Annotated in this window: 11 protein-coding genes; 5 read left to right on the top strand and 6 right to left on the bottom strand. The window is 60.4% G+C overall.

What is annotated here, in order from left to right; all coding sequences use genetic code 11:
- The first annotated feature begins 137 nt into the window (after positions 1 to 137).
- The gene (locus ACZ5WQ_RS04570) at positions 138 to 632 is read left to right on the top strand and encodes a peptidylprolyl isomerase (RefSeq protein WP_088274318.1); all 495 of its coding nucleotides are present in this window, start codon (positions 138 to 140) and stop codon (positions 630 to 632) included.
- A gap of 13 nt (positions 633 to 645) precedes the next feature.
- A complete protein-coding gene (locus ACZ5WQ_RS04565; RefSeq protein WP_338213216.1) occupies positions 646 to 1,371 on the top strand; it encodes a UDP-2,3-diacylglucosamine diphosphatase in 726 nt (241 codons plus the stop codon).
- Between the two features lie 167 nt (positions 1,372 to 1,538).
- On the opposite strand, the gene ACZ5WQ_RS04560 is transcribed toward ACZ5WQ_RS04565, so the two are convergent.
- Together ACZ5WQ_RS04560 and ACZ5WQ_RS04555 are read right to left on the bottom strand one after the other, a co-directional pair.
- Positions 1,539 to 2,468 carry an electron transfer flavoprotein subunit alpha/FixB family protein gene (locus ACZ5WQ_RS04560; protein ID WP_228245924.1) on the bottom strand — a complete coding sequence of 310 codons (930 nt, stop codon included), beginning with the start codon at positions 2,466 to 2,468 and terminating at the stop codon, positions 1,539 to 1,541.
- Between the two features lie 2 nt (positions 2,469 to 2,470).
- Complete coding sequence (locus tag ACZ5WQ_RS04555; protein WP_464383245.1) at positions 2,471 to 3,220, bottom strand: electron transfer flavoprotein subunit beta/FixA family protein; 750 nt, start codon at positions 3,218 to 3,220, stop codon at positions 2,471 to 2,473.
- A gap of 293 nt (positions 3,221 to 3,513) precedes the next feature.
- On the opposite strand from ACZ5WQ_RS04555, the gene ACZ5WQ_RS04550 reads away from it, so the two are divergent.
- Positions 3,514 to 5,178 (top strand): electron transfer flavoprotein-ubiquinone oxidoreductase, encoded by a 1,665-nt coding sequence (locus ACZ5WQ_RS04550; RefSeq protein WP_088277884.1) that lies wholly within the window; start codon positions 3,514 to 3,516, stop codon positions 5,176 to 5,178.
- A 112-nt stretch (positions 5,179 to 5,290) separates the two neighbouring features.
- Here ACZ5WQ_RS04550 and ACZ5WQ_RS04545 read toward each other — a convergent pair whose 3' ends face one another.
- From ACZ5WQ_RS04545 to ACZ5WQ_RS04535, 3 genes are read right to left on the bottom strand one after another with little or no spacing between them, the layout of a single operon-like run.
- A complete protein-coding gene (locus tag ACZ5WQ_RS04545) occupies positions 5,291 to 6,196 on the bottom strand; it encodes a transglutaminase family protein (RefSeq protein ID WP_464383244.1) in 906 nt (301 codons plus the stop codon).
- 27 nt (positions 6,197 to 6,223) lie between these two features.
- Positions 6,224 to 8,812 carry a circularly permuted type 2 ATP-grasp protein gene (locus tag ACZ5WQ_RS04540; RefSeq protein ID WP_088277880.1) on the bottom strand — a complete coding sequence of 863 codons (2,589 nt, stop codon included), beginning with the start codon at positions 8,810 to 8,812 and terminating at the stop codon, positions 6,224 to 6,226.
- 54 nt (positions 8,813 to 8,866) lie between these two features.
- On the bottom strand, positions 8,867 to 12,184 hold the full coding sequence (locus tag ACZ5WQ_RS04535) for a transglutaminase family protein (protein ID WP_464383243.1): 3,318 nt from the start codon (positions 12,182 to 12,184) through the stop codon (positions 8,867 to 8,869).
- Positions 12,185 to 12,393: 209 nt separating this feature from the next.
- Here ACZ5WQ_RS04535 and ACZ5WQ_RS04530 point away from each other — a divergent pair, with 209 nt between their 5' ends.
- Positions 12,394 to 13,851 (top strand): circularly permuted type 2 ATP-grasp protein, encoded by a 1,458-nt coding sequence (locus ACZ5WQ_RS04530; RefSeq protein WP_464383242.1) that lies wholly within the window; start codon positions 12,394 to 12,396, stop codon positions 13,849 to 13,851.
- Between the two features lie 3 nt (positions 13,852 to 13,854).
- Entirely contained in the window at positions 13,855 to 14,823 is a 969-nt protein-coding gene (locus ACZ5WQ_RS04525; protein ID WP_104738401.1) for an alpha-E domain-containing protein, read from the top strand.
- A gap of 48 nt (positions 14,824 to 14,871) precedes the next feature.
- Here the strand turns inward: ACZ5WQ_RS04525 and ACZ5WQ_RS04520 are convergent, their stop codons facing one another.
- The gene (locus ACZ5WQ_RS04520; RefSeq protein WP_088277872.1) at positions 14,872 to 15,249 is read right to left on the bottom strand and encodes a YkgJ family cysteine cluster protein; all 378 of its coding nucleotides are present in this window, start codon (positions 15,247 to 15,249) and stop codon (positions 14,872 to 14,874) included.
- Positions 15,250 to 15,256 lie beyond the last annotated feature (7 nt).

Raw genomic sequence — 15,256 nt, 5'->3', positions numbered from 1 at the left:
CCGGACTATCGCAATAGTCGCGCGTCCCTAGGCCATCATGACCAAAACCCGTATCATACCCGAAACTCGCAGGTGCCTGAATGCAGCAATGCAGGCAGCATCACACCCAACCTGTTCGACTGCCCGAGGAATATCCGATGGTCAAACTGCACACCAACTATGGCGTCATCACCCTTGAACTGTTTGCCGACAAGGCGCCGGTGACCGTTGAGAACTTCAAGCAATATGTCCGCGACGGCCACTACGACGGCACCATCTTCCATCGCGTGATCAGCAACTTCATGATCCAGGGCGGCGGTTTCGAGCCCGGCATGCAGCAGAAAGACACCCGCGACCCGATCAAGAACGAAGCCGATAACGGCGTCGCCAACAAGATCGGCACCGTCGCCATGGCCCGCACCCCTGATCCGCACTCCGCCAGCGCCCAGTTCTTCATCAACGTAGCGGACAATGATTTTCTGAACTTCTCCGCGCCCACCATGCACGGCTGGGGTTACGCGGTATTCGGCAAGGTCACCGACGGCATGGATGTGGTTGAGAAAATCAAGGCGGTGCGCACCACTTCCCGTGCCGGCCACCAGGACGTGCCGGCCGAGGACGTGATCATCGAGCGCGCCGAACTGGTCGACTGAGACCACGCCGCCGATGCGATATCTGTTTATTTCGGATCTGCATCTGGAAGCAAAACGCCCGGATATTACCCGGGCGTTTTTGCGTCTGCTCGAAACCCGCGCCGCGCAATTCGATGCCCTTTACATCCTGGGTGACTTTTTTGAAGTCTGGCTGGGTGACGACACCATCGACGAACTCGGGCGCGAGGTCGCCGACGCCCTCGCCCGCCTGACCAAGCATGGCACCAAGGTATACCTGATGCACGGCAACCGGGACTTCCTGCTCGGCAGCCGTTTTTGCCGCGCAGCAAACTGCACCCTGCTTAAAGATCCTACAACCGTCGAGCTTAATGGCGAGCGAGTGCTGCTGATGCACGGCGACAGCCTCTGCACCGACGATCTTGGCTATATGCGTATGCGCCGCTGGCTTCGCAACCCGGTCAGCCGCTTTGTGCTGCGCAACCTGCCGCAAGGCACACGCCACAAGCTGGGTCGCAAGCTACGCGACGAAAGTCAGGCACGCACACAAATGAAATCCGCCGACATTACCGACGTCAACCTCGGCGCAGTAGCCCACACCATGCGCGCCAAAGGCGTGCTCACCCTGATCCACGGCCACACCCACCGCCCGGCAATCCACGACCTGATGATCGATGGCAAGCCCGCGCAGCGCATTGTACTCGGCGACTGGGACAAGGCCGGCTGGGCACTTGAGGTAGACGAGAACGGCAAGCGCCTAGAGTCGTTTCCACTGTCGTAGATACCGTCTTCCCGGCCAGTGTGCAAGCGCTCTGATCGGGAAGACGGTATCTACGCAAAAATGCTCCACTCACAACGAGCAGACAACAAAAAACCCCGGCTCTCGCGAGTCCGGGGTTTTCTTGCAGCTTGCGGCTTGAAGCTTGCCGCTGGCTCCAGGCCGTCGGCTTAGAGCTTACCTTCCAGCTCCGGTACCGCCTCGAACAGGTCGGCAACCAGGCCGTAATCGGCCACCTGGAAGATCGGCGCTTCTTCGTCCTTGTTGATCGCAACGATCACCTTGGAGTCTTTCATACCGGCCAGGTGCTGGATGGCACCGGAGATGCCGACCGCAACGTACAGCTGCGGCGCAACGATCTTACCGGTCTGACCCACCTGCATGTCGTTCGGTACGAAGCCTGCGTCAACCGCGGCGCGCGAGGCACCCACAGCAGCGCCCAGCTTGTCGGCGACCTTGTACAGCATCTCGAAGTTGTCGCCGTTCTGCATGCCGCGACCACCGGAGATGACGATCTTGGCACCAGCCAGTTCCGGACGGTCGGACTTGGCCAGCTCTTCACCAACGAAGCTGGAAACGCCAGCGTCGTGGGCAGAAGCAACCGCTTCAACCGCAGCGCTGCCGCCTTCGGCTGCAACGGCGTCGAAACCGGTGGAGCGAACGGTGATGACCTTGATCGCAGCATTGGATTGCACGGTGGCAATCGCGTTGCCGGCGTAGATCGGACGCTTGAAGGTGTCAGCGCTTTCAACGCCGATGATCTCGGAGATCTGATCAACGTCCAGCAGGGCAGCAACGCGCGGCAGGTAGTTTTTGCCGTTGGTGCTGGCCGGAGCCAGAATGTGGCTGTAACCCTTGCCCAGTTCAGCGATCAGCAGGGAAACGTTTTCCGGCAGCAGGTTCGCGTAGGCAGCGTTGTCAGCCAGCAGGACCTTGTTGACGCCAGCGACCTTGGCAGCAGCGTCGGCAACAGCGGCACAGCCTGCGCCGGCAACCAGAACGTCGATGTCGCCACCGATGGCCTTGGCGGCTGCAACGGTGTTCAGGGTCGCCGCGTTCAGCTCGGCGTTGTTGTGTTCAGCAATAACCAGAATGCTCATGTTCAGATCACCTTGGCTTCGTTCTTGAGTTTGTCGACCAGCTCGTCAACGCTCTTGACCTTGATGCCAGCGCTGCGGGCAGCCGGGGCTTCAACCTTCAGGGTGGTCACGGTCGATGCGGTGCTCACGCCCAGATCTTCCGGCTTGACGACTTCCAGCGGCTTCTTCTTGGCCTTCATGATGTTCGGCAGCGACGCGTAGCGCGGCTCGTTCAGACGCAGGTCAGTGGTAACGATGGCCGGCAGCTTCAGTGCAACGGTCTGCAGACCGCCGTCGATTTCGCGGGTGACCTTGACGCTGTCGCCTTCAACAGCCACTTCAGAGGCGAAGGTGCCCTGAGCGTAGCCGGACAGCGCAGCCAGCATCTGGCCGGTCTGGTTGTTGTCGGAGTCGATTGCCTGCTTGCCGAGGATGACCAGCTGCGGCTGCTCCTTGTCGACAACGGCTTTCAACGCCTTGGCGATGGCCAGCGAGTTCAGCTCGTCGGCGGACTCGACCAGAACGGCGCGGTCAGCACCCAGTGCCAGCGCGGTACGCAGTTGTTCCTGGGCGGCGGTCGGGCCGACAGTGACAGCGACGATCTCGGTAGCAACGCCTTTTTCTTTCAGACGTACTGCTTCTTCTACGGCGATTTCGCAGAAGGGGTTCATCGACATCTTGACGTTGGCCAGGTCAACACCGGAGTTGTCCGCCTTGACGCGAACCTTGACGTTGTAGTCAACGACCCGCTTAACCGCTACAAGTACCTTCATGATTGCCTCATTCAATGTGTAGCCAAAACAGGGCCGGCCATAATCGTGACTATAAAAAGAGGATCGTTCACGATCAGACCAGATGGAGCCCGACGTTCAAAAGCTCTCTATCATGACTTTCCACGCACAGGTGGTCAATAGGAGCAATTCGACTAAAGGTCTAATAAACGATCAAAACGCCATCTTAGCGTTGGAGCGCAAAACACGGGCTGTTATACTCCGCGGCTTAATCGATCATGGCAGATCAACAAAGAATCGATACATGTGACGGGCCTAGAGTTAGGAGAGAGATAGTGGAACGCGAATTCATGGAGTTTGACGTTGTCATCGTAGGTGCCGGCCCCTCTGGCCTGGCAGCTGCATGTCGAATCAAGAAACAGGCTGCTGAAGCCGGTCAGGAAATCAGCGTCTGTGTCGTAGAGAAAGGTTCCGAAGTCGGCGCCCACATTCTCTCCGGTGCCGTATTCGAGCCGCGCGCCCTGGAAGAACTGTTCCCCGATTGGAAAGAGCTTGGCGCTCCGCTGAACACCGCCGTCGTTCGCGATGACATCTATATGCTCACCAGCGAAGAGAAGGCAACCAAGCTGCCTGACATGCTCGTTCCCAAGACCATGCACAACCATGGCAACTATATTATCTCCCTCGGCAACCTGTGCCGCTGGCTGGCCGAACAGGCCGAAGGCCTGGGCGTAGAGGTATATCCGGGCTTTGCTGCCCAGGAAGCCCTGATCGATGAGAACGGCGTTGTTCGCGGCATCCTGACCGGCGACCTGGGCGTTGACCGTGAAGGCAACCCGAAAGACGGGTTCTACACCCCCGGCATGGAACTGCGCGCCAAGTACACCCTGTTCGCAGAAGGCTGCCGCGGCCACATCGGCAAGCAACTGATCAAGCGTTTCAACCTGGATTCCGAAGCCGACGCCCAGCATTACGGTATCGGCATCAAGGAAATCTGGGACATCGATCCGGCCAAGCACCAGCAAGGTCTGGTTGTGCATACCGCCGGCTGGCCGCTGGACATCGTCGGTACCGAAAACACCGGTGGTTCCTTCCTGTATCACCTGGAAAACAACCAGGTAGTCGTTGGCCTGATCATCGATCTGTCCTACTCGAACCCGCACCTGTCGCCGTTCGACGAATTCCAGCGCTACAAGCATCACCCGGTCATCAAGCAGTACCTGGAAGGCGGCAAGCGCGTTGCCTACGGTGCACGCGCCATCTGCAAGGGCGGCATCAACTCGCTGCCGAAGATGGTCTTCCCGGGCGGTGCTCTGATCGGTTGTGACCTCGGGACCCTGAACTTCGCCAAGATCAAGGGCAGCCACACTGCCATGAAATCGGGCATGCTGGCGGCTGACGCTATCGTCGAGGCCCTGCAGGCTGGCCGCGAAGGCGGTGACGAGCTGACCAACTATGTTGATAGCTTCAAGTCCAGCTGGCTGTACGAAGAGCTGTTCGCAGCGCGTAACTTCGGCCCGGCAATCCACAAGTTCGGCCCGCTGTTCGGTGGTGCGTTCAACTACATCGATCAGAACTGGTTCGGTGGCAAGATTCCGGTCACCCTGCACGACACCAAGCCGGATTACGCCTGCCTGAAGAAAGCCTCCGAAGCGACCAAGATCGACTATCCGAAGCCGGATGGCGTACTGAGCTTCGACAAGCTGTCTTCGGTCTTCATGTCCAACACCAACCATGAAGAAGACCAGCCGATCCACCTGACGCTGAAAGACCCGAGCATTCCGCTGGAGAAAAACCTGCCCCTGTACGACGAGCCGGCACAGCGTTACTGCCCGGCTGGCGTATACGAAGTTGTCAGCAATGACGATGGCAGCAAGCGCTTCCAGATCAATGCGCAGAACTGCGTACACTGCAAGACCTGCGACATCAAGGATCCGTCCCAGAACATCAACTGGATCGCGCCGGAAGGCACGGGTGGCCCGAACTACCCGAACATGTAACGCGCAAGCGCTGCAGCGGCAAGCACCAAGCCGCACCTAACAAAAAACCGGCTTTGGCCGGTTTTTTGTTATCTGGCAGAGCCAGTCAGGACATCAAGTCGCCGGTTGCACGTCAGACAAGATCTCTCACCTGACCTTGCGCACCCTCCTCTTGCGGCAATACATCCACCGCCACACTGAGGCTGTGGTCGCCGCCCCCGGTCATGACCCCCTTGAGCGGCGTAACATCCGCAAAATCCCGGCCCCAGCCGAGAATGATATAGCGCTCATCCGGTACGCAGCCGTTGGTCGGATCCAGCTCCAGCCAGCCCCAGCCGGGCACAAATACCGCCAGCCAGGCATGCGTGGCATCGGCTCCCAGCAGCTTCTGCTGCCCAGGCGGCGGCAACGTTTCCATATAGCCGCTGACATACCTGGCTGCGAGCCCCAGGGAACGCAGACAACCTATGCCCAAATGGGCAAAGTCCTGACAGACACCGCGCTTGCTTGCCAGCACATCCTGAAGCGGCGTTGCCAGTGTGGTGAACTCCGGATCATAGGTGAACTCACTGAAGATGCGCTGATTCAGCTCCAGTACGGCATCGACCAGATTGCGCCCCGGGGTAAAGCTGCTGCGTGCATAATCGGCCAATCCCGGACTCTGAAAAATAAACGGTGAGTCAAGCACATACAGGCGGGCATCCAGAGCATCGCGATTGGTTTGTCGCGGATCGTGTCTCAGCTCCTCGGCCGCCTGCTCCCAGCTGATACTGGAAAAGATATCGGCGCTGGCCCTGGGATGGGTAACAATTTCACTGGTGACCGTTACATCAAGGCTTTCGTGCAGCGACTCGATCGAGAAGTACACCACCCGATTGCCGAAGAAGTCGATGCGCTCCCTCATCCGATCAGGGATAGGCGTGATTACCAGTTGGGTGTTGCTGCAGTCCTGCCAGGGCAATACCCGGGGCAGGATGCGCGCCTCGTTGTGACTTAGCGTCACAGCGCCGCTGTACTGATAATGCGTGGTATGCCGCAACAGATATCTCAACGTGGAGACCTCGATTCAGGGCTGGCCGGTGTAGTGCATACTTACCAGCTGGCGGGGAGCTTCAACATGACTAAAGTGGCTATGCGAGAGCGCGTTGGACAATTCAGACATAGGTTCTATCAACTGATCCAGCAGGTTGCTCAAGGCCTCCCGCGCAGCGGGCGAGCCTTCCAGGTCGGTCAGGGTCTCAATATCGACCAGGTGCAGGCAACTGGTCGCCTGAATGATCAGCCGCTGCTCCAGATTGCGATAGGGCGAGCTACCCGGTGAGGGCAGCTTGGCAATCTGTCGACCCAGACGCTTGAGCATGTAGCCGACCGAGCGCGGATTGGTTTCATCAAACAGCAGCAGGTCGAGAATGGCCAGCGGGTGCAACTGCGAGCGATAGCGACGCCGGTACACCGTCAGGTTGTCGGTCGTGGCCAGCACCACCTCCCAAAGCGGAATACCCGGTTCATCGGCATCCAGCAGGGCCAGCTTCAGCAGCTCCAGAGACCCGAGTGTGCGCTCGATAAAGCGGCCAATGTCGAGGAAACGCCAGCCGTAGTGATGCGGCATGGTTTCGTTGCACAGGCCGAAGAATGCAGCAAGATCCAGCACCATCGCTTCCAGATGGCGCTGCCCTACCACGACACCTCGCGTTCGCGACATACTATTAAAATGCTGCCGCAAGCTGTTGATCGCGCGCCAGGTGTCGTCGCCCAAATGATCGCGCACCGCCCGGCTATTGCGCACAAAGTGGGCAAAGATGGCAGGCAACCCGTCGGGCAGGTCATCAGCAAACAACTGCAGCAGACGATCACGCGTTACGATATATTCACGCGGAAAGCGGCTGTTGGCAGGCAGGCTTTCGTCCGCAAAGGCTTCCGGATCGACGGCAATATCCAGCGCCCGCAACAGGTCCGGCATCAGTTGCGAGCCACTCTCCTGCCGGTCATCCTGCAGCAGCCGGGCGAGCGCTTCGCGCAGCAGACGGCCGCGAATATCCAGCCGCTCGCCATAGCGCCCCATCCAGAACAGACTCTCGGCAACACGGCAAGGCAAGTCCTTGCCATCACGGGTCACGACAATCGGACCCAGCGCCTGCCTCAGCAGACTGATGTGCGGCTGCGGCACCGGTGCTGTGACCCAGACATCCTTTACCAGGCGGCTTTTCATCAGCGGCGCGCCTGGCTCCCCGACCCAGGCAAGGCCACCTGGCATCACCCGATAATTGCGTTCATTGACCGGCTTGGTCAGATCATCAGGCTCTACCAGACTGAAGAATCTCAGCGTGGCGCTCTGGCGCTCGAAGGTCTTGGTCTGCGGATTGAACCCCGGCGCTACCGCAGGTGCGATGTGTCGCTGGGCGGTAAACAGATACGGATGGCGCTCCATGCTGATGCGCAGGTCACGCAACGCCTCAAGCCCCATCTGGTCAGCGCGATAGAGTCGCCCCGGCTTGCTGATATCACGCAGAACCCAACCATCGAGTTCAGCGCGTACCTGCGCCAGTGCGGCCGGATCTCCGCACCACAGGGTTTCCCGGCATGGCAGCAGCAGCTCTTCCCCCAGCAGCTCACGGCACAGGCTCGGCAGAAAGGCCAGCAGGCCGGGATGCTCCAAAATGCCGGCACCCAATGCGTTGGCGATATGCACGTTACCGCAGCGTGCGGCCTGCAACAGCCCCGGCACCCCCAGCAACGAGTCGGGGCGCAGCTCAAGCGGGTCACACCACGGATCGTTGATCTGCCGCAGGATGACATCCACCTGCTTCAGGCCACCCAGGGTGCGCATGGAAACCTGGCCGTCGCGCACCACCAGGTCATCGCCCTCGACCAGCGAGAAATTCATGTAATTGGCCAGCCAGGCATGCTCAAAGTAACCGGGGCTACCCGGGCCTGGCGACAGCAGAACGATATTCGGCTGCTCTCGGTGTGTGCTGGCCAGGCTGGCCAGGCAGCGATGCTGAGCCTGCAGAAAGCCCGCCAGCCGTTTGATCGGCGCATCGCGGTAGAGACTGGGCAGCGCGCGGGCCAATGTGATGCGGTTCTCCAGCGCGTAACCCGCGCCACCCGGCGATTGGGTCCAGTCAGCCAGGACCTGCCACTGCCCCAGACTATCTCGGATAATGTCGGTACCGTGGAAAATCAATAGCGGTCGCTCCACCTGCGGCGGATCGTCGGCGGCGGAAAACAGAAACCCGGGATGGGTGTAGATCAACTCGGGGGGCAAGAGGCCTTCACTGATGATTCGCCGGGCACCATAGAGGTCGTCAAGAATATGCTCCAGCAGGCGACTGCGTTGTTTCAGCCCGGCCTCCAGCACATCCCATTCCTGAGTGGGAATGACCCAGGGCACGCAATCGAGTTGCCAGGACCGCAACTGACCCGGATCGTCCTCGTAAGGATTGAAGGTGACGCCGTTTTCATGCAGCAGGTTCTGCGCTTCTTCCGAGCGAGCAGCCAGCACGTCGGGCCCGAGCTGGACAATATCATCCAGCACGCCTTGCCAGTGAGCACGCGGCTGCTGGTTGTCGCTCAGCAACTCGTCATGTCCGTCATGCCCTGGATAGTCCCCGAGAATGGCATTGACTGCGGGGTCCAGATTGGCGAGGTGTTGCATGGAGCGGTTCCTGGTTCAGGCTGAGGTCAGCCGAGTGTGCTGGGTGACTGACGATTATAAACCAGAGCTGCCAACGACAGCGCGGCGCAAATCCAGGGTATGGGGGTACTCCTGCCCCGGCGCCTGCCGCACCTCCCCTGCCTTGCCCTGACTATGACCATAGCTCCAGAACCGCGCCATGCGCCGCGCCTCAGCCTCATTGGCGTTAACCGGGAAATGCTCGTAATTGCGGCCAGCCGGATGCACCACATGGTAGGTGCAGCCTCCAACCGAGCGGCCGTTCCAGTTGTCGATCAAGTCAAACACCAGCGGCGCCTGGACACTGATCATCGGATGCAGCGCGGACGGTGGCTGCCAGGCGCGGTAACGCACCGCGGCTACCAGTTCGCCCGGCACGCCGGTTGCCTGCAGTGGCACCTTGAAGCCGTTGCAGGTCAGCTGATAGCGAGCCGGATTGAAGTCATGCACCTTGACCTCCAGCCGTTCGACCGAGGAATCCACATAACGGGCGGTGCCACCACCGGCAACCTCCTCCCCCAGCACGTGCCAGGGTTCGATCGCCTGGCGCAGCTCGATGCGGGTATCTCCGTATTGGACCTCACCCGCATGCGGGAAGCGGAACTCCAGAAACGGCGCGAACCACTCGTCACGGAAATCGAACCCGTGGGCACGCAGGTCGCGCAGTACATCGCACAGATCACGCCACAGATAATGCGGCATCATCCATTTGTCATGCAGCGCTGTGCCCCAACGCGCCAGCGGCTGGCGGTAAGGCTCGGCATAAAAGCGGGCGACCAGCGCTCGAATCAGCAACTGCTGCATCAGACTCATGCGCGCATGCGGCGGCATTTCAAACCCGCGCAACTCCAGCAGCCCGAGCCGACCGGTCGCGCTGTCGGGCGAATACAGCTTGTCAACACAGAACTCGGCGCGGTGGGTGTTGCCGGTGATATCGGTCAGCAGGTTGCGTACCAGGCGGTCAACCAGCCAGGGCTGCGGCACCTCGCCGGACGGCATCTGTGCCAGCGCAATCTCCAGTTCATACAGCGCCTCATGCCGGGCTTCGTCAATCCGTGGTGCCTGACTGGTCGGGCCGATAAACGTGCCGGAAAACAGGTAAGACAGGCTCGGATGGTGCTGCCAGAAGGTCAGCATGCTCGCCAGCAGGTCCGGCCGGCGCAGGAAAGGTGACTCGGCAGGCGTGCGACCACCGAGGGTAACGTGGTTGCCGCCCCCGGTGCCGGTGTGGCGGCCATCGAGCATGAACTTCTCGGTACCGAGCCGCGTCAGTCGTGCTTCCTCGTAGAGAGTCTCGGTATTGCGCACCAGCTCAGGCCAGCTGGCCGCGGGCATGATGTTCACCTCAATCACCCCTGGGTCCGGAGTGATCATGAATTTCTCGATGCGGTTATCCGATGGGGGGGCGTAGCCTTCGATGCAGACCGGCAGATTCAGCTCGGCGGCGGTGTGTTCAACAGAAGCCAGCAGCTCCAGGTAGGACTCCAGCCGAGCCAGTGGCGGCATGAAGACAAACAGCTTGCCGTCACGCGGCTCAATGCACAGCGCGGTGCCGATAACGCCGCAGTCGATCAGCTCCGGCCGCTGTTCCTGCCAGTCCTGTCCGGCTGCAACGTGGTGAAGCGAACCCTCCCCGTCGGCGAACATTGCACTGTAGCGGCTGGCCACTTCGCCATGCAGATCTGCCAGCGGCGCCTGCTCCTCGAACAGTGACGTCGGCTGCGGCTCCTCGCGGCGGGCGATCGGCAGCGCCGACAGCGGCAACCGCAGGCCCATCGGTGAATCGCCGGGCACCAGATAGAGCTGCTCGCGACGCAACGGCCAACTGCCGCTAAGCCAGCCGCCCTGCGTCGCCGCCAATGGCAGCGTGTAGCCGACCGTCGCATCCAGGCCGCGCTCCAGCAACCGCGCCAGGCGCAGACGGTTGTCATCGTCCTTGAGGTCTTCGCCGCGCAAATCGACGTCAATCGGTTGCGTGCGCTCCAGCCAGAGGTAATAGTAGGCATCCTCGAAACAGGGGATCAGATGCGAGTCCGAGACGCCAAGGCGCCGTGTCAGCGCCTGCGCAAACTGCAGCGCCTTGGCATCGTCCACGCCGTAGTCCCGATCCATGTCGGCCAGCCAGCGGTCGTCCTGCCACATGGGCTTACCGTCGCGGCGCCAGTAACACGCCAGCGCCCATCGCGGCAGCGGCTCACCCGGATACCATTTTCCCTGTTGATAATGAATAAGCGACTGGGGCGCAAAATGCGGGCGCAGACGCCGTAGCAAGGTCTCGGAAAGCCCTCTTTTGGTTGGCCCCTGGGCAGCAATGGTCCATTCTGGTGCATCCATATCATCAATGGAGACAAAGGTTGGCTCGCCGCCCATGGTCAAACGTACGTCCAGCGCCTGCAACTGCGCATCTACCTGTTCACCCAGCGCGAGAATCTCTGCCCACTGATCTTCAGTGTACGGTTTGGTTACACGGGGATCTTCGTGCACCCTGGTGACGCTCATATCGAAGGAAAACGTCACCTCGCAGGGCTCGGTTGCACCGCTAATGGGCGCGGCGCTGGCAGGCTCTGCCGTGGCGGCCAGCGGCAGATGCCCTTCGCCAGCCAACAGGCCCGAGGTTGGATCCAGCCCGATCCAGCCTGCTCCAGGCACAAACACCTCGGTCCAGGCGTGCAGGTCTGTGAAATCGGTTTCGGTACCGGACGGACCGTCAAGCGCCTTGACGTCGGCCGTCAGTTGAATCAGATAGCCTGAAACAAAGCGCGCTGCCAGCCCCAGATGACGGCAGATATGCACCAGCAGCCAGGCCGAGTCACGGCACGAACCGCTGCCCAGCGTGAGTGTCTGTTCCGGGGTCTGTACGCCGGGTTCCATCCGGATCATGTACTGAATTTCATTGGCCAGACGCTGATTCAGCGAGACCAGGAAATCCGTAATCGAGCGTTCTTCACGGTCAACCTTGCCGATCCAGTCAGCCAGTTTCGGGCCCGCTTTTGGCGTTTCCAGATAGGGCGCCAGCTCTTTTTTCAGCTCGTCCCTGTAGTCGAAAGGGAACTGCTCGGCGTATTCCTCGACAAAAAAATCAAAGGGATTGATCACCGTCATCGGTGCGATCAGCTCCACCTCAATAGAGAGGCTGGTCATCTTTTCAGGAAACACAAGGCGCGCCACATGGTTGCCGAACGGGTCCTGCTGCCAGTTGATGAAGTACTCACCTCCGCTAACCTTGAGGCTGTAGGCATCAACTGGCGTGCGGCAGTGCGGTGCGGGACGCAAGCGGATGAGATGGGGCGCAACCGAAATCGGCTTGTCGAACTCGTAGTGGGTTTCATGCCGGAGTGCAACGCGAATAGTCATGTTCCGTTATCTCATCAATGTATGCGGTCAATCCATCCAGCCGATCAACGAAGCAATGGCTGTGCCAATCGGCGAGCGTCCTATTTTGTTAACACGGTTGGGTGACAATTATTCGAGTGCACCCAGCGCCTCATGCCCTGATCCGGTGCATCTGGTATGGCAATTGCAAGTTGCAGAGTATCCCTTCCCCTGGCGGACAGAGTAGCTGAATGAGCAAAGTAAACTGGGACGATTACACATCCAAAGGCTTCTACGATGAACTGATAAAGGCACCAGGGCAGCCGCGACCGGAGGCGGAACTGCTGTGCCAATACCTCGCCAACCTCGATGCCCGCGAGCTGAGCGAACACAAGACGGCGGCCGAAGTTGCCATCCAGCTGATGGGCATCACCTTCACTGTCTACACCGAAGGCAACATGATCGACCGGGCCTGGCCCTTCGACATCGTGCCGCGCATCATCTCGCTGGCCGAATGGCAAAAGACCGACGCCGGACTCAAGCAGCGGGTACAGGCGCTCAACATGTTTATCGACGACCTTTACCACGACCAGAAGATCGTCAGGGACGGCGTGGTGCCGCGCGAAGTGCTGGCCCAGTCGGTCAACTTCCGTCCGCAGTGCGTCGGCATCTCCACGCCGCATAACGTCTGGGCACATATCTGCGGCTCGGACCTGGTGCGCGACAAGGACGGCACCCTCTACGTGCTGGAAGACAACTTGCGTGTGCCGTCTGGTGTGTCGTACATGCTCGAGAACCGCAACGTCACCAAGCGCGTGATGCCCGACCTGTTCGCCACCGGCCAGATTCAGCCGGTCGACGACTACACCGCGCAGTTGTACGACATGCTCGCGTCACTCTCGCCCCGTCCCGGCGACGACCCGTGCATCGTCATTCTGACCCCCGGCATATACAACTCCGCCTACTACGAGCACTCCTACCTTGCCCAGCAGATGGGCGTGCAGCTGGTTGAGGGCACGGATCTAGTGGTTGGCGACGACGACTGCGTCTACATGCGCCGCATCGACGGGCTGGCCCGGGTCGACGTGATCTACCGCCGGGTCGACGACATGTTCATCGACCCCGAGGTGTTCAACCCCGAGTCCATGCTCGGCGTGCACGGCCTGATGCGCGCCTGGCGCAAGGGCAACGTGGCACTGGCCAATGCGCCGGGCGCCGGCGTGGCCGATGACAAGGTGATCTACGCCTTCGTGCCCAAGATCATCGAGTACTACCTCGGCGAGCAGCCGCTGCTGCCGAATGTACCCAGCTACCTGTGCATGTTCGAGGACGACCGCAAATACGTGCTCGACAACCTCGACAAGCTGGTGGTCAAGCCCGCCAACGAGTCCGGCGGCTACGGCATGCTGATCGGCCCGCACGCCAGCAAGAAGGAACGCGACAAATTTGCCGAGCTGATCAAGGCAGACCCGCGCAACTACATGGCGCAGCCAACCCTCAGTCTTTCGACCTCGCCGACCCTGTGCGGCAACAACCAGATGGAGCCACGTCACGTCGACCTGCGGCCGTTCATCCTGTCCGGGGAGTCTACCTGGGTTACCACCGGCGGCCTGACCCGGGTCGCACTTACCAAGGGATCGCTGGTCGTCAACTCCTCTCAGGGCGGCGGCAGCAAGGACACCTGGATCGTAGACCTGGCGGGGAACTGACCAATGCTTTCACGAGTTGCCGAAAACGTTTACTGGATGGCCCGCTATCTGGAGCGCGCCGAAGATACCGCTCGCCTGCTGAGTGTGAACAGCCACCTGTTGCTGGACCTGCCGCGCGCAACCAAGCTCGGCTGGTCCGAAATCATCGCCATTACCGGCAATGACGAATTGTTCGACGAGTTCTACCCCACCCGTGACGAAGCCAGCGTGCTGTCGTTCATGTGTGGCGACCGTCGCTACCCCGGCTCGATCCTCAGCTCGCTGGCCGCCGCGCGGGAGAACCTGCGCACCACCCGCGACGTCATCCCGCGGGAGATTTGGGAAGAGGTCAACCAGCTGTACCTGAGCGTTAAGGAGCAGGTTGGCTCAGGTATCACTCCGCGCCGGCGCGATGCATTTTTGGGCCGGGTGATCCGCAGCTGTCAGACCGTCAATGGTCTCATTGAAGGTACGCTCAGCTATACGCCGGTGCGCTCCTTTCTGATCGTCGGACGACAGCTCGAACGGGCAGATATGACCACCCGCATCATTGATGTGCGCTCGGCCAATCTGCTGCCGCGCAGCGCAGAAGACCTCAAGCCCTTCGAGACCTTGCAGTGGATGAGTGTGCTCAAGTCACTGACTGGCTACCAGATGTACCGCCAGCATGTACGCCTGCGTATCCGCGGGCCGGACGTGCTCAGTTTTCTGCTGCAGGACCAGCTATTCCCGCGCAGCGTCGCCTGCTGCATGGACCGTCTGGCAGAAGCGCTGCAAGGTTTGCCACGTCATGAACTGGCACTGAAGGAAGTCGAAACCTGCCGGCAGGACCTGAGCAAGCCGGACGTAACGCTGCTGGCTGCAGAACCGGATCAGTTGCACGCCTTTGTCGATGAAATCCAGATCGATTTCGACGACCTGCACGCGGCAATCAGCCAGACCTACTTTGCCCAGCAGGAACTCAATCAGAGCCAGAGTCAGAGCGCGAGCTGAGGCCCCCCGCTGCCGAGAGCTCAACACCTCGGCGGCGGGACACCTCAATCAGGCAGCTACGATCGGGATCAGGCGCGGGCGGGTCGGATTGGACGGCAGCGGGGGCAAGCCGTGAGCGGCTCTGGCGCGCTGACAGTCCGGGCTGTCCAGCCCGTTTTCACCGTGAAATGGGAAGTCACGGCAAGGACTCGGGCGCTTCTCGTAGATACTGCAGCGAACGCCCTCACCGACCGTTCCCATCAGACCCACACAACGCGGCTGGGGCTGATTGGTGCCCTGCATGCAGGCACGGTACGGTGTTATCTGTTCAGTAAGCTGGGTGGGTACGTCACCCCCTGGGGCACTGTCAGTTTCTCCCCAGTAAAAAGACACCCTGAATGTGGCGCAACAGGCACCGCAGTTCAGACAGGGCGAATGGTCGCTCATTTCATCG

It is taken from the genome of Halopseudomonas sp. T1L2, from assembly GCF_055397385.1.
This window is presented reverse-complemented; position numbering and strand designations above follow the sequence as displayed.